Raw genomic sequence first — 16,904 nt, forward strand, 5'->3', positions numbered from 1 at the left:
GTATTTTTTTAATGCTGATGGGCAAGCTCAATGTGATGCAAAATATGTTTACTCATATTCACGGCCATTTCTTCTTTTGCATAGAACACTTCGCCAATCGCATCGGCACGAATGATCTCGGCTTCCTCTTTACTTTCAGCACAAACCAAGACTTGTACATGCGGATTGAGTTGTTTGGCAATATCAACAATCCGATGAATATCTAAAATATCCATAGGCGATAAAATTAACATGCGTGCATGCATAATATGCGCCTGAATCAGGACATTGGGTTCAGTTGCGATACCGCTAACGGCTGCAATGCCTTTCTCACGCAAATTTTCTACAATCTCACGGTTTTCTTCGGCAATCACCACTTTAATATTTTGTTCCATCAGTGTTTTGGTAATACGACGCCCGACTTCACCATGTCCAACAATAACAACCTGATCGCGTAAATACGCCTGATCCATTTCATCGGGCAGCATGGCAAGCGGATCGCCACTGCGTTCAAGTAATCGAGCAAGATGAGAGCGTGCCCGAATCCAGCGCTGGGCAGGTTCAATGGCTGAAAATACAAATGAATTCAGCGTAATTGAAAATAATGCCCCTGCTAAAATCAGATTTTGTGCTGTTGTGGTGAGTAGCCCTAAAGAAATACCAAGCGTTGCTAAAATAAATGAAAACTCTCCAATTTGCGCCAAACTTGCACCTACCGTAAGGGCTGTATTAATTGGATAGCGGAAAAACAGGACTAAGCCCATCGCAGCAATCGTCTTACCCAGCATGATAATGGCAACAACCGCTAAAATATGGAGTGGCTGCTCAATAATAATATGTGGGTCAAACAGCATTCCGACTGAAACGAAGAACAAAATCGAGAAGATTTCACGTAGGGGAAGGGTTTCTTCTTCGGCACGGTGGCTAAAGTCAGATTCCTTCACGACCATGCCCGCGAAAAATGCGCCGAGCGCCATCGATACGCCAAAAATGGCATACGACCCATAGGCAATAGAAACGGCGCAGGCAACGACGGTTAAGGTAAATAATTCACGGGAACCCAAACGCGCAACAAACTGCATAATGAGGGGGACAAGGCGCTTGCCAATAATCAGCATAAAGGCAATAAAGCCTGTGACCTTGAGAAAGGTGAGTCCGAGTGTCAGCCAGATATTTGTAGATGTAGCATGCCCATGGTCTAAACTTTTCCCGCCTAAAAGCATGGCAGTTGCAGGCAGAATGACCAGAACCAAGACCATCACCAAGTCTTCAACCAAGAGCCAGCCGACAGCAATCTTACCATTCACTGATTCCAATAAGCCGCGATCACTGAGGGCTTTAAGCAATACAACTGTACTAGCACAGGACAAGCTTAAACCAAAGATTAATGCTGAACCAAAAGACCATCCCCACAGCATACTAACAGCCAAGCCGAGTGATGTAGCAACCGCAATTTGCAGAATTGCTCCAGGTAAAGCAATACGTCTGACTTGGATAAGGTCATTCAATGAAAAATGCATGCCGACACCAAACATCAAAAACATGACACCGAGTTCAGCAAGTTGGTTCGCTAGGCTTAAATCTGCCACAATTCCTGGGGTATTGGGACTAATGATAATTCCTGCAACTAGATAACCAATCAAAGGGGGGAGGCGTAGTCGAGCACTAACGTAACCACACAATAACGCTAGACCAAAACCCACGGCGAGTAAAACAATCAGGTCAACATTATGCGGCACAACTGACTCCTCAAAAATGTGAGAAAAAGGAAAAGAAAAAATATAAAAATTGAAGATTTTATAAATATTAGCAATAACCTTAAAAAAAAGGCAAAAAAAACGACCCCAAAAGGAGTCGTTTTTTTCGGAAACTAAAATTATTTGATTTTAGCTTCTTTGAAAATTACGTGTTGACGGATTTTTGGATCAAATTTTTTGATTTCCATTTTTTCCGGCATAGTACGTTTGTTCTTAGTAGTGGTATAGAAATAACCTGTACCCGCAGAAGAAACTAGGCGAATTTTGTCACGCATTTCTATGACTCCTTAGATCTTTTGACCTTGAGCACGAAGATCAGCTACAACCTTTTCAATGCCCAATTTGTCGATGATACGCATACCTTTAGTAGATAGACGAATACGTACAAAACGTTTTTCGCTTTCTAACCAAAAACGGTGGTGGTGCAGGTTCGGCTCGAACCGGCGCTTGGTTTTGTTGTTTGCGTGTGAGACGTTGTTACCAACGACTGGACGCTTGCCGGTAACTTGGCAAACCTTAGACATGGTGGAACTCCATTGATGATTTAGCCAACAGCAATCCTGTGGCCAGTCATAAAACAAACAGATTGAATTGATTCAAGGGGCGTTTTATATCAAAAATGCGATTAAAAGACAAGCAATTTTACATAAAACGACTCATGAATGTGATCGATAGCTCATGCCTTGATCATTTAGCGCAGTAAAGCCTTGGAAATCAATTTGTGAATGGGTTTGTTGAACGGTGGTAGTACAAATTTCAAACTATACAGTTTTGGATTTGACATCATTGAGCGTTCATGTGACAAATTGAAAAAGCCTTCTGGTCCATGATATTTCCCCATACCTGATGCACCGATACCGCCAAAGGGCAAGTCATCTTGTGCTACGTGGCTGAGAACCATGTTTTGACCAAAGTGTCCTGAGTGGGTTCGTTCAGCGACATAATCGGCACGAGCCTGATCGAAGTCGAAGTAGTATAACGCAAGTGGACGCGGTCTGCGATTAATAAACTCGATAACTTGCTCGATATCTTCATATTCCATAATCGGCAAAATTGGGCCGAAAATTTCATGTTGCATGAGCTGCATCTCTGTCGTCACTCCAGTCACCAGTGTCGGCGCTATTTTTCGGTGCGTGCTGAGTAATTCATTTTTAGGATTAATTTCAACAATTTTTGCTCCTGAAAGCTGAGCATCTTCTAAATAACGGTGCAGACGTAAATATTGTTTATCATTCACAATCGCAGTGTAGTCCTGATTGTTTGCAAGATCGGGATACATCTGCTTGACAGCAATTTTAAAATGTTTTGTGAACTCGTCAGTTTTGCCTTTTGGCAGGAAAATATAGTCAGGAGCCACACAGGTTTGTCCTGCATTCCATAATTTTCCTACCGCAACACGTAATGCGACATCTTTCATATGCATAGAAGAATGCACGAGCACAGGCGATTTCCCGCCTAGCTCTAAAATCACAGGCACCAGATTTTTAGCAGCCGCTTGCATGACTGTTTTGCCTACACTGGTCGAGCCTGTAAAAATCATTTTGTCAAAAGGCAGGTGGCTAAAGGTATCTGAAATGACACCGCCACCATTGACGACCGCAATCAGTTCTTGGGGGAAGGCTTCAGATAAAGCTTTGTCGAGGACTTTACCGAAATGTGCTGAAGCACTCGACACTTTGATCATGGCATGATTGCCCGCAGCGAGTGCACAAATCAGTGGACCAATGGACAATAGTAAAGGGTAATTCCACGGTGCGATAATCCCAATCACCCCGAGTGGCTGAAACTGTACCCAGCCTTTGGCAGGCTGATGCAACCAGCTAATATGACGTTTTTCAGGTTTCATCCATGCCGTGAGGTTTTTGCGATAATAGCGAATCTGTTCGAGACAAGTCAGTATCTCACCAATACGGGTTTCGCCTAAGGCGCGATTACCAAAATCTTGACTGATGGCTTCAGCAAATTGATCTTGGTATTTCACCAAAATTGCTTTTAGTCGGTCTAGGCGTTCGATACGATCTTTTGCCGATGGCATGGGATAAAGCTGGTAGGCTTGTTTTTGCTGCTGTAGGGTGTGTGTAAGTTGTTGTTCAATACGCTCAGGAGAAATGGGAGAAACTGTGGTTTGCATGGTAGATGCCTCCTTTGCATATTGTGGATGATAAATATTTTTAGAGTAAAAACTCTAACCAGTCAAGCGTAGATTTGTGCTAGGCTGTTACAGTTTTCTGGCGAAATTCGGTTGTAGTGAATGTCACAAACAAAAACAGTGAAGACCAAGCAGCGGATCTTGAATTTAAGTCTGCAAATGTTTAATGAACGTGGTGAGCGGGCGGTAACGACCAATCATATTGCATCTGCGCTCGAGATGAGTCCTGGCAATTTGTATTACCATTTTCGTAATAAGCAGGAAATTATTAAAGCACTGACGGATCAGTATCAACAAGAAACTTTGGATATGCTAGCTTTGCCAAAAAACCGTCAGGTTGATGCAAATGACAAAATTAAATATTTTCAGGTTTTGAGTGATCAGCTTTGGCGTTATCGTTTTTTGCATCGGGATGTTTATCATCTGGCAGAAAATGATCCTGATTTTAAACAGCAATATGCACAGTTTGCTCGGCAAGTCATGCGTCAGGGGCAGCGAATTTATCAGGCATTTGTCGATGCAGGTCTCATGAAAATGACGCCTGTGGAAATTGAAGCATTGATTGTGAATATTTGGATTGTACTTACCAACTGGACGAATTTTCTGTTCATGACAGGTCATCTGGATGATCAAAATCAGCTTGAAGATAAATGGATTTGGCAAGCATTAAGACAAATGCTATTTCTTGAAGGGCCTTATTTGCTAGGGGAAAGTCGTGCGGCTTATGAAAGTCTATTGACCAGTATTGGTCAGTTTGACTGGTTTAATCCTTTGGTTTTGGAGCCGCAATAATAAAAAGCTATAGGTGTATATCTAAAAAAAGAGTAGAATACTCGGCTATCTTTTTTTAATGAATTATTGATATAGAGCAACATGAATATGACTACTGCCAATACCGCACGCTTGCTGATTACCTGTGAAGATAAGCCAGGCATCGTGCAAGCTGTATCGAGTTTTTTGTATCATCAAGGTGCGAACATTACTGCACTCGACCAGTATGCTACGGAAGCTCAGGGCGGGCGTTACTTCATGCGTGTTGAGTTTGAACTCGATCATTTACAGAGTCGTAAAGATACTTTATTACAAACCTTCGATACCAATGTTGCAGAGCGTTATGAAATGCAATGGCGTTTGGCCTTTGTTGGTGATGTGAAAAAAGTCGGTATTCTGGTGTCTAAAGTTGATCACGCTTTACTTGAGTTGTTGTGGCGTCATTCACGTGGCTCGTTACCGTGTGAAATCACTCAAGTCATTTCAAACCATGAAGATCTTCGTGAAGCAGTTGAAAACTTTGGCATTCCATTTACTGTCGTTAAAATCACCAAAGACAATAAAGCCGAAGCTTATGCACAAATTGATGAATTGATGCAAGGTAATGATTTGCTGGTGCTTGCACGTTATATGCAAATCTTGAATGAAGATTTTGTCACCAAGTGGCCGATGAAAATTATCAATATTCACCACTCATTCCTGCCAGCCTTTGTTGGTGCAAATCCGTACAAGCAAGCCTATGAAAAAGGGGTGAAATTGATTGGTGCCACAGCGCATTATGTGACTGCGGAACTGGATCAAGGTCCAATTATCGAGCAGGATGTTGAGCGTGTCAGCCACCAATACAGCGTTGAACAGTTACGTGAACTGGGTGAAGACGTTGAACGTAATGTGCTTGCACGTGCGGTGAAATGGCATTTAGAAGACCGTGTGATTGTGCATGGTACAAAAACGGTCGTGTTCCAGTAAGCACGATGGCAATAAAAAAAGGCATGTTGAACATGCCTTTTTTTATTTATGGGGTTTCAGTTTCGATTTCATCTTCACTGTCATCATGATCATCTTCGGCATCGTCATCAGAAGCCTCAGGAATCATATTGATGTCGATGACTTGTTGGTTGTCATCTAAGATATAGTGCAGACGGCCAGCCATGACAGCAGCCAATTCTTCCAAACCTTGTTTATTCAGCGAAGAAAACAGTTGAATTGAGAACTGCATTTTCATTTTCTTCAAGGCTTGTTTTACTTCAAGTAAGGCTTTGTTGGCAGGGCCGCGATTCAGTTTGTCAGCTTTCGTCAAAAGAATGTGAACAAACAATTTACGCGAATGTGCCCATTCCAGCATCATCAAGTCAAAGTGTTGTAGTGGATGGCGAATATCCATTAAAAGCACCAAGCCTTGCAGGCTTTCACGGTGAATCAGATAATTTTCCAGCTCTTTTTGCCAAACGCGCTTCATTTCTTCAGGTACAGCAGCATAACCATAGCCTGGTAAGTCAACCAAACGTTGATTCGGATTGCCTAAACTGAAAAAGTTAATCATTTGGGTACGGCCTGGTTTTTTTGAGGCGCGTGCCAATTGCTTTTGATTGGTAAGGGCATTAATTGCACTGGATTTCCCAGCGTTAGACCGACCTGCAAATGCAATTTCATAACCTGTATCTTCTACACAAAGCGCAAGTTTAGGAGCGCTCATCAAGAATTCGGCTTGGCGTAACCAGTTCAGGGACTGCACCGCATAACCCGTAATTGCTGGGTCAGACTGTTTTTCATAGCTGATCTTGTGCTTGGGTGCAAGTCTCGCTTTGGTGTCTTTAGATTTTGCATAACGATGCATAGATAGATTTCACGCGAGATAAAAAATGTCTCGCATAGTATAAAGCAAGCCGCAGCGAGGTGCGAATTTTCAGTTTTTACAAATTGAGTAGTGCAATTGGTGAGTGTTCGGCAACTGCATTGGGTGTTGATGTGTCGAGGACTTGACCGAGCGTATAAATATTTAAACTGGCATAGAATTGATCAACAGCATGATCGAGAATACCTTTTAGACCACATTGCGGACGTAATATACAAGGAGGATTATTACATTCCACAATATTGACTTCGCCTTGGAGAATTTTGACTAAATCTCCGAGTCGAGCACTTAATGCTTCTGGATTTAAACGAATCCCGCCACCTTTGCCGCGGGTAGTAATAATCCACTGCTGTTTAGCCATGAAGTGAACAATTTTAACTAAATGGTTGGCAGGCACTTGTAAGCTCTCTGCAAGCTCGGCAATGGTATAAGGCGCTTGGCGAGTTTGGGCGACTGTAATTAAGATGCGTAATGCATAATCGGTAAACTTATTAAGCTGCATAAGTAAGACATAATCATATTTATGTACAGATATTAATACTAAAGCCAGTAAAAATGAAACTTTTGTCAATATCTGTACATGAATAGCATTTGATTAGTCGGCAAGTGGGGCTGAAACTTGAACCTGATCGCCAACGTTGTAGTTTGCAAGCAAGATATTGGCAACATCATATTCACTATGATTTTCTTCTGGGTGAACTTCAATGTGATATTCAGTATTGTCTTGCTGTGCTGAGAATTTAAATTGTTGGGGTTGCTCAATCTCGTGATTTGGTACTTTGATTTTTACAGAAATATAAGCACCGATTTGCCCTTCGCTAATCGCATGACCATCAGTCGGCTTAAGTGTAAAACGTTTACCAGATTCTAGTGCATCAATGGCTGTAATTTCAAAACCACGCCAGCCAGCCCAGCCGCCATTTTGTGCAGAAAGCTGTTCATATTTTTGCTTTTCAACATTAATTAAAATATCTGCCAATTGTAGATAGGCCTGTTTCCATGCTTCGATCAATTCTGATTCAAAAGGTACATTAAGCACTTCACTAATTGAGTGAAGTAAGTTTTCTCCGACAATTGAATATTGATCTGCTTGAATGTCGAGACTGACATGCTTATTGGTAATATGATCTACAGCTTTGGCTAAAACAGTTGGGTTTTCAATATGTTCAGCATAAGCCAAAACCGCAGCAGCCAAAGCGCGTGGTTGACGACCTGTGCTTTGATGATCAAGGTTGAATACATTTTTGAGTTCAGGGTGATTGCCGAGCATGCGCTTATAGAAATATGAAGTCAACGCAACTCCATTTTCACGAAGGACAGGTACAGTTGATTTTACAAGTTCGATATGTTCTGGAGTCATTGCTGAACCTTCTTATAATGGCTGTGACTATTTAAGATGTATTTAAAATATATCTTTATAATTAAGAAAACAAGAGCGTCAAATTAAAAATACATAATTTTTTTATGGAAATTTTTTAAGCGACTTATATATAAGTAAAAATATTTTTATGCGCTAAATTTGAGGAAAGGTGCTTAGTTCCTAAAAGATGGAACTAAGCAGAAGAAGGTTATAAAGTTTGCAAAGCATTTTGAATATCGGTAATTAAATCTTGGCTGGATTCTAGGCCAATACAAAAGCGAACTAGGAAGCCGTTCGCAAGATGCGGATGTTCTAGACTGCGCATTCCTTTTAGATCATACAACATAACAAGGCTCACAGGGCCACCCCAGCTAAAGCCAAGCTTGAAAAGTTGCAAGGCATCGCAAAAGCGGCGTATATCTTCAAGCGTATATTTTTCTTGGAAAATGACACTGACTAAACCTGCACTTTGTTGATCTTGGCAAACTTCAAGCCAGAATTCATGTCCAGCTGAAAGCGGGTTGCTCGGGTGTAATACTTGTTGAAACTCAGACTGCTGTTTTAACCAATGCAAAAGATCTTGTGTACTTCGAGACTGTTGCTGGTAGCGAAGTTCGATATGTGCAAGGCTACGCTGGATTTGTGCACAGTCGTCACCAGAAACTGAAATGCCTTGAGTGGCATGCATGTGTAGTAGTTTGAGGTGTAGTTTATGTTCTTGCGTCACGACACTGCCCATTAAAATGTCACCACCACCACTTGGGTATTTGGTAAGAGCATGCACACTAATATCAACAGATAAATGCTCATCTGAAAAATCGAAAGCATTAAAGGCTAAACCTGCACCCCAAGTATTATCGAGAACAGTGGTAATCTGATGCTGTTTAGCTTTTTTAACCAGATTGACTAAATCTGGGAATTCTAAAGTGACCGATCCAGCAGCTTCCAACCATAATAATTTGGTCTGTGCAGTAGGTTGGAAACTGTGATGATTAAGAGGATCATAGACTCGAACAATCACCCCAAAGCTCTGCTTTAGATAATTTAAGTGAGCCATCCCAGGCCCATAAATATTATCTGGAACCCAAACTTCATCACCTGACTGTAAAAATGCAGAATTCACTAGATTAATTGCAGAAAGCCCACTAGGTGCAAGTAGGCAGTAATTGCCATTTTCCAATTGGGCAATTTTATCGGCCAATGTATATGTGGTCGGCGTACCATGGGTTCCATAACTATAGTCATAACGATCAGTCCAGTGACGGTCAAATACCTTCTGGGTGTTTTCAAAAATAATGGTTGATGCGCGATAAAGGGGAGGTTGAATCGTTTCTATATATTGTGGAGCTAATCTTGGTGCGTGAATTCGCTTGGTTTGAGATGAATTTTTCAAAGCTCATACCCTATAAATTAAAAGATTGTGACTAATTTAAGTGATTTGCGCATAAAAGTGACAAAAATAAAAAAATTAAGAAAGAGCATTTCTTTCTAAAAGTTGGCGTTATTTTTGCTAATAAAAACTTAATCATCGCAATTATAGGACAATGATGCATGAGAACGCATTTTAAAGTTCATTACTTTCAACATATTGCAGGCGAAGGATTTGGTAGCTGCTATGAATTTTTAAAATCTCATCAGGCTAAAATCACTGCAACTGAATTTTTTGCTTTACCGAGTGATACTGGGTTGGAAATCGAAGCGCTACCTCAAATCGAAGATGTGGATCTCCTGATTATTATGGGAGGGCCGATGAGTGTAAATGATGAAGCCAACTATCCGTGGTTAAAAATAGAAAAACGCTGGCTTCGTCGTTATCTGGCTACGGGTAAGCCTGCGATCGGATTATGCTTGGGTGGTCAACTGATCGCAAATGCTTTGGGGGCTTCTGTGAGTCGTCATACACAAAAAGAATTGGGTTGGACGACCGTCTATCGAATTGATAATGTACCTAAACATTGTTTTGAATTGCCTAAAGAATTCAATGTATTGCAATGGCATAGTGAGTCTTTTGATATTCCTAAAGGCGCAATACATCTCGCTGAAAATCCAGTTTGCCGCAATCAAATGTACCAGATTGGTAGTAATGTTCTGGGTTTTCAGTTTCATCCTGAAATTACCCCTGAAGTTTTGCAGAAATTTCTAGATGATGATGACAAACTGGCAGTTTTTGATGGTGAGCAAATACAGAGTGTTGATCGTTTAAGAAAATCACCGTTGCAATATTTTTTGCAGGGGAATGACTTGTTGAATCGTGCGATTGAATTTGTATTAAAAAGCGCTTAATCATTTTAGTTATACTTTAAATTGTCAGTGTCAAAATAATAAGTTTTCTGTGTAAATAAGAAGATATTCCTATGCGAAATAGGCAATAGAAAAAGGTGTCGTACTACTCAATTTATAAAATCGGTAATGCTCTGAAAAATAGGAAACAATTCTACCTTTCAAAATATATGCAAAAGATATTTGCGTAATCATTGAACAGTGGTTATAATAGGCGACCTCTCAAAGAGAGCGTGGTTATTGAAAAATATAACCCAATCGTAACAGTCGTGGCATCGATCATGACCTTAGTGATTTTCACTGCCCTTGACACTTGCTTTTAATAGGTGAGGTGCGTCATGGGTGATTCTTTATATATTTGGCTTGGAGTTAACTGGTATGTCTAACCAGAGAATTCGTATCCGTCTTAAGTCTTTTGATCACCGTTTAATTGATCAATCAGCTCAAGAAATCGTAGAAACTGCAAAACGTACTGGCGCACAAGTGTGTGGCCCAATCCCGATGCCAACTCGCATCGAACGTTTTAACGTTTTGACATCACCACACGTAAACAAAGATGCTCGTGACCAATACGAGATCCGTACTTACAAACGTTTGATCGACATCGTTCAACCTACAGATAAAACTGTTGATGCATTGATGAAGTTGGATCTTGCTGCTGGTGTTGATGTTCAGATCGCTTTGGGTTAAGACTTTCGGTTGATTAACGTTTTAAAAGTTAATTAGGCCGCTTTTTTAGAGGTTATGCACATGGCTATTGGTTTAGTCGGTCGCAAGTGCGGTATGACCCGTATCTTTACAGATGCTGGTGTTTCTGTACCTGTAACAGTGATTGAGGTTGATCCTAACCGTATCACTCAAATCAAAACGCTTGAAACTGATGGTTATCAAGCGATTCAAATCACTACTGGTGAACGTCGCGAATCTCGCGTAACTAACGCTCAGAAAGGTCACTTTGCGAAAGCTGGTGTTGCTGCTGGTCGTCTAGTTCAAGAATTCCGCGCTACAGAAGCTGATCTTGAAGGTCGTGAAGTTGGTGGTGTTCTAACTGTTGATATGTTCACAGTTGGTCAAATCGTTGACGTTACTGGTACGTCTAAAGGTAAAGGTTTCCAAGGTGGTGTTAAGCGTTGGAACTTCCGTACTCAAGATGCTACACATGGTAACTCGGTTTCTCACCGTGTTTTAGGTTCTACTGGTCAAAACCAGACTCCTGGTCGCGTATTCAAGGGCAAAAAAATGGCTGGCCATTTAGGTGCTGAACGCGTAACTACTCAGGGTCTTGAGATCGTTGCTATTGACGCTGAACGTTCAGTTCTAGTTGTTAAAGGTGCGGTTCCTGGTGCTACTGGTGGTGACGTTACCGTTCGTCCTACGATTAAGGCCTGAGGGGAAATAACGTGAATTTAAAAACTGTTTCCGGCTCTGCTGTTGAATTGTCTGAAGTTGCTTTCGGTCGTGACTTTAACGAAGCTCTTGTACACCAAGTTGTTACAGCTTACTTAGCTGGTGGTCGTCAAGGTTCGAAAGCTCAGAAATCACGTGCTGACGTATCTGGTGGTGGTAAAAAACCATTCCGTCAAAAAGGTACTGGCCGTGCACGTGCTGGTTCTATTCGTAGCCCAATCTGGGTTGGCGGTGGTAAAACATTTGCTGCTCGTCCACAAGACTGGTCTCAAAAAGTTAACCGTAAAATGTACCGCGGTGCAATGCAATGTATCTTAGCTGAACTTGTTCGCCAAGATCGTCTTGTATTGGTTGAAGAGATTGCTGTTGCAGCTCCAAAAACTAAAGAATTGCTTGCAAAACTTAACGACTTGAATGCACCTCGCGCATTGATCGTTACAGAAGCTGTAGAAGAGAATTTATATCTTGCAGCGCGTAACCTTCCACACGTTGATGTGGTTGATGCTGCTGCAATCGATCCTGTTAGCTTGATCGCGTTCGATAAAGTTGTTATGTCTGTGGCTGCTGCTAAGAAAATTGAGGTAGAACTCGGATGAACAACGAACGTATCTATCAAGTCCTTCAAGGACCAGTATTCTCAGAAAAAGCTCAAGTTTTAGGTGAAACTGCTGGTGTTCAAGTATTTAAAGTTGCACTTGATGCAAACAAACTTGAAATCAAAAAAGCAGTTGAGCAACTATTTGGTGTTGAAGTTGTGAAAGTAAACACAACAATCACTAAAGGTAAGACTAAGCGCTTTGGTAAAACATTAGGACGTCGTTCTGATGTTAAAAAAGCATACGTCACCCTGAAAGCTGGCCAAGATGTCGAAATGGCTGACTTGGGCGATACCGCTGAAAGCGCAGCGGAATAAGGACGAAAATTATGCCGATTCAAAAATGTAAGCCAACGTCTCCAGGACGTCGCTTTGTAGAGAAAGTGGTTCATAGCCATCTTCACAAAGGCGCGCCTCATGCTCCGTTGGTTGAAGCAAAAAAACGTACTGGTGGTCGTAATAATAACGGTCACATTACAACTCGTCACGTAGGTGGTGGTCATAAACAGCACTACCGTCTTGTTGACTTCAAACGTAATAAAGATGGCATTCCTGCTACTGTAGAACGTATTGAATACGATCCTAACCGTACTGCACACATTGCATTAGTTTTGTATGCTGATGGTGAACGTCGTTACATCATTGCGCCTAAAGGCTTACGTGCTGGCGATAAAGTACAATCTGGTAACGATGCTCCAATTCGTCCAGGTAACTGCTTGCCACTTCGTAACATGCCAATCGGTTCTACACTACACAATGTTGAACTTAAAATCGGTAAAGGTGCTCAATTAGCACGTTCTGCTGGTACTTCTGTTCAGTTGTTAGGTCGTGATGGTTCTTACGCAATCGTTCGTCTACGTTCAGGCGAAATGCGTAAAATTCATGTTGAATGTCGCGCTGTAATTGGTGAAGTTTCTAACCAAGAAAACAACCTTCGCTCATTGGGTAAAGCTGGTGCTGCGCGCTGGCGTGGTGTTCGTCCTACCGTACGTGGTATGGCAATGAACCCAGTTGATCACCCACATGGTGGTGGTGAAGGGCGTAACAAAGGTATTCAACCTGTGAGCCCATGGGGTCAAAAAGCTAAAGGGTACAAGACACGTACCAACAAGCGTACGACTAAGATGATTATTCGCGATCGTCGCGTCAAGTAAAGGAATCTGATTAATGCCTCGTTCATTGAAAAAAGGTCCATTCGTCGATGCGCACTTGTTTGCTAAAGTTGAAGCTGCTATTGCTGCTAACAACCGTAAGCCGATCAAGACTTGGTCACGTCGTTCGATGATCCTCCCGGATTTTGTTGGTTTAACAATCTCTGTACACAATGGCCGTAACCACGTTCCAGTAATCGTTACTGAACACATGGTTGGTCACAAACTAGGTGAATTCGCGCCAACTCGTACCTATCGTGGTCACGGTGTTGACAAGAAGTCTAAACGTTAATAGGTGCTATGATGGAAGTAACTGCTAAATTACGCGGTGCCGCTATCTCGGCACAGAAAGCTCGTTTGGTTGCAGATCTTATCCGTGGCAAATCAGTTGCTCACGCGCTTAACATCTTAAACTTCAGCAACAAAAAAGCTGCAGTTTTAGTTAAAAAAGCATTGGAATCTGCAATTGCGAATGCTGAACACAATAACAGTTTAGATGTAGACGACCTTAAAGTTTCTACGATTTACGTTGATGAAGGCATTAGCCTTAAACGTATTATGCCACGTGCTAAAGGCCGTGCAGATCGTATTACTAAGCGTACTTGTCACATCACCGTTAAGGTAGGGGTTTGATATGGGTCAGAAGGTTCATCCAATCGGTATCCGCCTAGGTGTTGTGAAACGTCATAACGCTAACTGGTATGCGAATCCGAAACAATACGCTGAATACTTGCTTAAAGATTTACAAGTTCGTGAGTTTTTGACTAAAAAACTTAAGAACGCAATGGTAAGCAATATTCTTATCGAACGTCCAACAGGCGCTGCTAAAGTAACTATTAGCACTGCCCGTCCTGGTATCGTTATCGGTAAAAAAGGCGAAGACATTGAAAAATTACAGCGTGAACTTACCAGCATTATGGGTGTTCCAGCGCAAGTAAGCATCAACGAAATCGATCGCCCAGACTTAGACGCTCGTTTAGTTGCTGAAGCTATCGCTTCTCAATTAGAAAAACGTGTAATGTTCCGTCGTGCTATGAAGCGTGCGGTACAAAACACGATGCGTGCTGGTGCTAAAGGTATCAAAGTTGAAGTTTCTGGCCGTTTAGGTGGTGCAGAGATTGCTCGTACAGAATGGTATCGTGAAGGCCGTGTTCCTTTGCATACACTTCGTGCGGACATCGACTATGCAACTATGCGTGCTGAAACTACTTACGGTACGATTGGTGTTAAAGTTTGGATCTTCCGTGGTGAGATCTTGGGCGGCATGAAACAAGTCATGAACCCAGCTCCAGCTGAAGAGCGTCCAGCTAAACGTGGTCGTGGTCGTGGTGAAGGTCAAGAGCGTCGTGGTCGTCGTTCAGACCGTGCTGCAGACAAGGGAGAATAATCCATGTTGCAACCAAAACGTACCAAATTCCGTAAAGTGCAAAAAGGCCGTAACACTGGTCTAGCACATCGTGGTAGTACAGTATCATTTGGTTCGATTGCGATTAAAGCTACTGAACGTGGTCGTATGACTGCTCGTCAGATCGAAGCTGCGCGTCGTACTATTAGCCGTCGTATCAAACGTGGTGGTAAAATCTTCATCCGCGTATTCCCTGACAAACCAATTACCGAAAAACCATTAGAAGTACGTATGGGTAACGGTAAAGGTAACGTGGAATACTGGGTTTGCGAGATCAAACCAGGTAAGATCCTGTACGAAATTGAAGGTGTGAACGAAGATCTAGCGCGTGAAGCATTTGCTTTAGCTGCTGCTAAACTTCCGTTTAAAACCACTATCGTGACTCGGACGGTAATGTAATGAAAACTAAAGATCTACGTGAAAAATCGGTAGAAGAGTTGAAAGCTTTGCTTGATGAGCAACAGCTTAACCAATTCCGTCTTCGTATGGCAAAGGCAACTGGTCAATTGGGTAAATCTCATGAAGTGCAAGTTGCTCGTAAAACAGTTGCTCGTATTAAGACACTCCTTACCGAAAAACAGGGGAACGGACAATGAGTGAAAAAACAGTCCGCACGTTAACCGGCAAAGTCGTAAGCGACAAAATGGACAAGTCTATTGTTGTTCTTATTGAACGCCGCGTTCAACACCCGTTGTATGGCAAATCAATCCGCCGTTCAACAAAATTACACGCTCATGATGAGAACAATACTGCTAAAACTGGCGATATCGTGACCATCAAAGAAAGCCGCCCAATTTCTAAAACTAAAGCTTGGACTTTAGTGGAAGTAGTTGAAGCAGCTGCTGAGTAATTAGACGTTCTTGTTGCATCATCGGTCAATTTCGAGTACCCTATGCGTCTTTCGAAATTGCGACCGGTGATGCTCGGTTTTGGAGTAGGGCAATGATTCAAACCGAAAGTATGCTCGACGTAGCAGACAACAGTGGTGCTCGCCGCGTACAATGTATTAAAGTACTTGGTGGTTCACATCGTCGTTATGCTTCTGTTGGCGACATTATTAAAGTTACTGTAAAAGAAGCAATTCCACGTGGCCGTGTTAAAAAAGGTGACGTGATGAATGCGGTAGTTGTACGTACAAAATTCGGCATCCGTCGTCCAGATGGTTCAGTGATTCGTTTTGACGATAACGCAGCTGTTATTTTGAACAACAACAAAGCTCCGATTGCAACTCGTATCTTCGGACCAGTGACTCGTGAACTTCGTACTGAACAGTTCATGAAAATCATTTCATTGGCTCCTGAAGTTCTATAAGAGGCGATCATGGCTAAGATTAAAAAAGGCGATCAAGTAATTGTGATCGCAGGTAAAGAAAAAGGCAAACAGGGTACTGTTCTGTCTATTTCTGAAGACCGCGTTAAGGTTGAAGGCCTTAACTTAGTGAAGAAGCATCAAAAGCCGAACCGTGTAACTGGCGCTGAAGGCGGTATTGTTACTCAGGAAGCTTCGCTTCACATCTCTAATGTGGCAATTTTAAATGCTACAACCCAAAAGGCTGACCGTGTTGGTTACCAAGTGATTGAAGGCGTGAAAACTCGCGTTTACAAATCAAATGGTGAACCAGTGGCGGTAGCGAAGTAATAGGTTGAAACGGCAATGGCCAGACTTAAAACACGTTACAATGAAGAACTTAAAGCTAAGTTGAAAGAAGAGCTTGGCATTAAGAATGTGATGGAAATTCCTCGCATTACTAAAATCACTCTTAACATGGGTGTAGGTGCTGCATCAGCTGATAAGAAATTATTAGATGGCGCGCTTTCTGACATGCAAGCTATTGCTGGTCAAAAACCAGTGCTTACTCTTGCACGTAAATCTATCGCTGGTTTTAAAATCCGTGATGGTTGGCCAATCGGTTGTAAAGTTACTTTACGTGGCGAACGCATGTACGAATTCTTGGATCGTTTGATCGCAATTGCAATCCCTCGTATCCGTGACTTCCGTGGTTTCTCAGCGAAATCTTTCGACGGTCGTGGTAACTACTCTATGGGCTTGAAAGAGCAAATCGTTTTCCCTGAAATCGATTTCGACAAGATTGATCGTATTCGTGGTATGGATATTACTATCACTACTACTGCTCGCACCGATGACGAAGGCCGTGCGCTTATGCGTGCATTCGGCTTCCCGTTCAAATAAGAGGT

The 16,904-nt window shown here is 42.1% G+C and carries 24 protein-coding genes and 1 pseudogene; 17 read left to right on the plus strand and 8 right to left on the minus strand.

Annotated elements, in window-relative coordinates:
* Positions 1–8: 8 nt before the first annotated feature.
* The 4 genes from C1A47_RS11800 to C1A47_RS11815 form a co-directional block, all read right to left on the minus strand.
* A complete protein-coding gene (locus C1A47_RS11800; protein ID WP_111895244.1) occupies positions 9–1,718 on the minus strand; it encodes a cation:proton antiporter in 1,710 nt (569 codons plus the stop codon).
* 137 nt (positions 1,719–1,855) lie between these two features.
* Complete coding sequence (rpmG, locus tag C1A47_RS11805; protein WP_001205031.1) at positions 1,856–2,011, minus strand: 50S ribosomal protein L33; 156 nt, start codon at positions 2,009–2,011, stop codon at positions 1,856–1,858.
* A 12-nt stretch (positions 2,012–2,023) separates the two neighbouring features.
* Positions 2,024–2,260, minus strand: coding sequence for a 50S ribosomal protein L28 (rpmB, locus tag C1A47_RS11810; RefSeq protein ID WP_004754274.1), 237 nt, complete (start codon positions 2,258–2,260; stop codon positions 2,024–2,026).
* A 167-nt stretch (positions 2,261–2,427) separates the two neighbouring features.
* Complete coding sequence (locus C1A47_RS11815; protein ID WP_111895245.1) at positions 2,428–3,867, minus strand: coniferyl aldehyde dehydrogenase; 1,440 nt, start codon at positions 3,865–3,867, stop codon at positions 2,428–2,430.
* 120 nt (positions 3,868–3,987) lie between these two features.
* Here C1A47_RS11815 and C1A47_RS11820 point away from each other — a divergent pair, with 120 nt between their 5' ends.
* A complete protein-coding gene (locus C1A47_RS11820) occupies positions 3,988–4,677 on the plus strand; it encodes a TetR/AcrR family transcriptional regulator (protein ID WP_111895246.1) in 690 nt (229 codons plus the stop codon).
* A gap of 81 nt (positions 4,678–4,758) precedes the next feature.
* The gene (gene purU, locus C1A47_RS11825) at positions 4,759–5,625 is read left to right on the plus strand and encodes a formyltetrahydrofolate deformylase (protein ID WP_111895247.1); all 867 of its coding nucleotides are present in this window, start codon (positions 4,759–4,761) and stop codon (positions 5,623–5,625) included.
* Positions 5,626–5,671: 46 nt separating this feature from the next.
* Here purU and yihA read toward each other — a convergent pair whose 3' ends face one another.
* The 4 genes from yihA to C1A47_RS11845 form a co-directional block, all read right to left on the minus strand.
* The gene (gene yihA / locus C1A47_RS11830; protein WP_111895248.1) at positions 5,672–6,493 is read right to left on the minus strand and encodes a ribosome biogenesis GTP-binding protein YihA/YsxC; all 822 of its coding nucleotides are present in this window, start codon (positions 6,491–6,493) and stop codon (positions 5,672–5,674) included.
* A 76-nt stretch (positions 6,494–6,569) separates the two neighbouring features.
* Positions 6,570–7,013 (minus strand): RrF2 family transcriptional regulator, encoded by a 444-nt coding sequence (locus C1A47_RS11835; protein WP_111895249.1) that lies wholly within the window; start codon positions 7,011–7,013, stop codon positions 6,570–6,572.
* A gap of 93 nt (positions 7,014–7,106) precedes the next feature.
* A complete protein-coding gene (locus tag C1A47_RS11840; RefSeq protein ID WP_111895250.1) occupies positions 7,107–7,871 on the minus strand; it encodes a globin domain-containing protein in 765 nt (254 codons plus the stop codon).
* Positions 7,872–8,079: 208 nt separating this feature from the next.
* Complete coding sequence (locus tag C1A47_RS11845) at positions 8,080–9,264, minus strand: PLP-dependent transferase (protein ID WP_111895251.1); 1,185 nt, start codon at positions 9,262–9,264, stop codon at positions 8,080–8,082.
* 158 nt (positions 9,265–9,422) lie between these two features.
* On the opposite strand from C1A47_RS11845, the gene C1A47_RS11850 reads away from it, so the two are divergent.
* The 15 genes and pseudogenes from C1A47_RS11850 (at position 9,423) to rplE (ending at position 16,899) form a co-directional block, all read left to right on the plus strand.
* Positions 9,423–10,154, plus strand: a complete 732-nt coding sequence (locus tag C1A47_RS11850; RefSeq protein ID WP_111895252.1) for a type 1 glutamine amidotransferase — start codon at positions 9,423–9,425, stop codon at positions 10,152–10,154.
* Positions 10,155–10,529: 375 nt separating this feature from the next.
* Positions 10,530–10,841 (plus strand): 30S ribosomal protein S10, encoded by a 312-nt coding sequence (gene rpsJ, locus C1A47_RS11855; protein WP_000070912.1) that lies wholly within the window; start codon positions 10,530–10,532, stop codon positions 10,839–10,841.
* 60 nt (positions 10,842–10,901) lie between these two features.
* A complete protein-coding gene (gene rplC / locus C1A47_RS11860; protein WP_100241842.1) occupies positions 10,902–11,540 on the plus strand; it encodes a 50S ribosomal protein L3 in 639 nt (212 codons plus the stop codon).
* A gap of 11 nt (positions 11,541–11,551) precedes the next feature.
* Positions 11,552–12,154, plus strand: a complete 603-nt coding sequence (gene rplD, locus C1A47_RS11865) for a 50S ribosomal protein L4 (RefSeq protein ID WP_111895253.1) — start codon at positions 11,552–11,554, stop codon at positions 12,152–12,154.
* Positions 12,151–12,471, plus strand: a complete 321-nt coding sequence (gene rplW, locus C1A47_RS11870) for a 50S ribosomal protein L23 (RefSeq protein WP_111895254.1) — start codon at positions 12,151–12,153, stop codon at positions 12,469–12,471. The genes rplD and rplW overlap by 4 nt, the downstream gene beginning before the upstream one ends.
* Before the next feature lie 11 nt (positions 12,472–12,482).
* On the plus strand, positions 12,483–13,307 hold the full coding sequence (rplB, locus tag C1A47_RS11875; RefSeq protein WP_111895255.1) for a 50S ribosomal protein L2: 825 nt from the start codon (positions 12,483–12,485) through the stop codon (positions 13,305–13,307).
* A 13-nt stretch (positions 13,308–13,320) separates the two neighbouring features.
* Complete coding sequence (gene rpsS, locus C1A47_RS11880; RefSeq protein WP_004641066.1) at positions 13,321–13,596, plus strand: 30S ribosomal protein S19; 276 nt, start codon at positions 13,321–13,323, stop codon at positions 13,594–13,596.
* Between the two features lie 11 nt (positions 13,597–13,607).
* Complete coding sequence (rplV, locus tag C1A47_RS11885; protein ID WP_004754247.1) at positions 13,608–13,937, plus strand: 50S ribosomal protein L22; 330 nt, start codon at positions 13,608–13,610, stop codon at positions 13,935–13,937.
* A gap of 1 nt (position 13,938) precedes the next feature.
* Positions 13,939–14,755 (plus strand): annotated as a pseudogene (gene rpsC, locus C1A47_RS11890) (30S ribosomal protein S3).
* Positions 14,695–15,108: a 50S ribosomal protein L16 gene (rplP, locus tag C1A47_RS11895; RefSeq protein WP_111895257.1), complete on the plus strand. Its 414-nt coding sequence runs from the start codon at positions 14,695–14,697 to the stop codon at positions 15,106–15,108. Before rpsC ends, rplP begins: the two are co-directional and overlap by 61 nt.
* Positions 15,108–15,305, plus strand: a complete 198-nt coding sequence (gene rpmC, locus C1A47_RS11900) for a 50S ribosomal protein L29 (protein ID WP_004934539.1) — start codon at positions 15,108–15,110, stop codon at positions 15,303–15,305. Before rplP ends, rpmC begins: the two co-directional genes overlap by 1 nt.
* Positions 15,302–15,559, plus strand: coding sequence for a 30S ribosomal protein S17 (gene rpsQ, locus C1A47_RS11905; RefSeq protein ID WP_111895258.1), 258 nt, complete (start codon positions 15,302–15,304; stop codon positions 15,557–15,559). Before rpmC ends, rpsQ begins: the two co-directional genes overlap by 4 nt.
* A gap of 92 nt (positions 15,560–15,651) precedes the next feature.
* Positions 15,652–16,020, plus strand: coding sequence for a 50S ribosomal protein L14 (rplN, locus tag C1A47_RS11910; protein WP_004725701.1), 369 nt, complete (start codon positions 15,652–15,654; stop codon positions 16,018–16,020).
* A gap of 9 nt (positions 16,021–16,029) precedes the next feature.
* Positions 16,030–16,347, plus strand: coding sequence for a 50S ribosomal protein L24 (gene rplX, locus C1A47_RS11915; RefSeq protein ID WP_111895259.1), 318 nt, complete (start codon positions 16,030–16,032; stop codon positions 16,345–16,347).
* Positions 16,348–16,362: 15 nt separating this feature from the next.
* Complete coding sequence (gene rplE / locus C1A47_RS11920) at positions 16,363–16,899, plus strand: 50S ribosomal protein L5 (RefSeq protein WP_111895260.1); 537 nt, start codon at positions 16,363–16,365, stop codon at positions 16,897–16,899.
* The last annotated feature ends 5 nt before the right edge of the window (positions 16,900–16,904 follow it).

The organism is Acinetobacter sp. MB5 (assembly GCF_003261585.1).
In the GTDB taxonomy this organism is placed as follows: domain Bacteria; phylum Pseudomonadota; class Gammaproteobacteria; order Pseudomonadales; family Moraxellaceae; genus Acinetobacter.

Excerpts from the sequence above, each read along its gene's own strand:
- C1A47_RS11820 (WP_111895246.1), top strand. The coding sequence starts at position 3,988 with ATGTCACAAACAAAAACAGTGAAGACCAAGCAGCGGATCTTGAATTTA.
- C1A47_RS11835 (WP_111895249.1), bottom strand. The coding sequence starts at position 7,013 with ATGCAGCTTAATAAGTTTACCGATTATGCATTACGCATCTTAATTACA.
- rpsS (WP_004641066.1), top strand. The coding sequence starts at position 13,321 with ATGCCTCGTTCATTGAAAAAAGGTCCATTCGTCGATGCGCACTTGTTT.
- rplX (WP_111895259.1), top strand. The coding sequence starts at position 16,030 with ATGGCTAAGATTAAAAAAGGCGATCAAGTAATTGTGATCGCAGGTAAA.
- rplC (WP_100241842.1), top strand. The coding sequence starts at position 10,902 with ATGGCTATTGGTTTAGTCGGTCGCAAGTGCGGTATGACCCGTATCTTT.
- C1A47_RS11815 (WP_111895245.1), bottom strand. The coding sequence starts at position 3,867 with ATGCAAACCACAGTTTCTCCCATTTCTCCTGAGCGTATTGAACAACAA.
- rpmG (WP_001205031.1), bottom strand. The coding sequence starts at position 2,011 with ATGCGTGACAAAATTCGCCTAGTTTCTTCTGCGGGTACAGGTTATTTC.
- purU (WP_111895247.1), top strand. The coding sequence starts at position 4,759 with ATGAATATGACTACTGCCAATACCGCACGCTTGCTGATTACCTGTGAA.
- rplE (WP_111895260.1), top strand. The coding sequence starts at position 16,363 with ATGGCCAGACTTAAAACACGTTACAATGAAGAACTTAAAGCTAAGTTG.
- rplP (WP_111895257.1), top strand. The coding sequence starts at position 14,695 with ATGTTGCAACCAAAACGTACCAAATTCCGTAAAGTGCAAAAAGGCCGT.
- C1A47_RS11850 (WP_111895252.1), top strand. The coding sequence starts at position 9,423 with ATGAGAACGCATTTTAAAGTTCATTACTTTCAACATATTGCAGGCGAA.
- rplV (WP_004754247.1), top strand. The coding sequence starts at position 13,608 with ATGGAAGTAACTGCTAAATTACGCGGTGCCGCTATCTCGGCACAGAAA.
- yihA (WP_111895248.1), bottom strand. The coding sequence starts at position 6,493 with ATGCATCGTTATGCAAAATCTAAAGACACCAAAGCGAGACTTGCACCC.
- rpmC (WP_004934539.1), top strand. The coding sequence starts at position 15,108 with ATGAAAACTAAAGATCTACGTGAAAAATCGGTAGAAGAGTTGAAAGCT.
- rplB (WP_111895255.1), top strand. The coding sequence starts at position 12,483 with ATGCCGATTCAAAAATGTAAGCCAACGTCTCCAGGACGTCGCTTTGTA.
- rplN (WP_004725701.1), top strand. The coding sequence starts at position 15,652 with ATGATTCAAACCGAAAGTATGCTCGACGTAGCAGACAACAGTGGTGCT.
- rplW (WP_111895254.1), top strand. The coding sequence starts at position 12,151 with ATGAACAACGAACGTATCTATCAAGTCCTTCAAGGACCAGTATTCTCA.
- rpsJ (WP_000070912.1), top strand. The coding sequence starts at position 10,530 with ATGTCTAACCAGAGAATTCGTATCCGTCTTAAGTCTTTTGATCACCGT.
- rpmB (WP_004754274.1), bottom strand. The coding sequence starts at position 2,260 with ATGTCTAAGGTTTGCCAAGTTACCGGCAAGCGTCCAGTCGTTGGTAAC.
- C1A47_RS11840 (WP_111895250.1), bottom strand. The coding sequence starts at position 7,871 with ATGACTCCAGAACATATCGAACTTGTAAAATCAACTGTACCTGTCCTT.
- rpsQ (WP_111895258.1), top strand. The coding sequence starts at position 15,302 with ATGAGTGAAAAAACAGTCCGCACGTTAACCGGCAAAGTCGTAAGCGAC.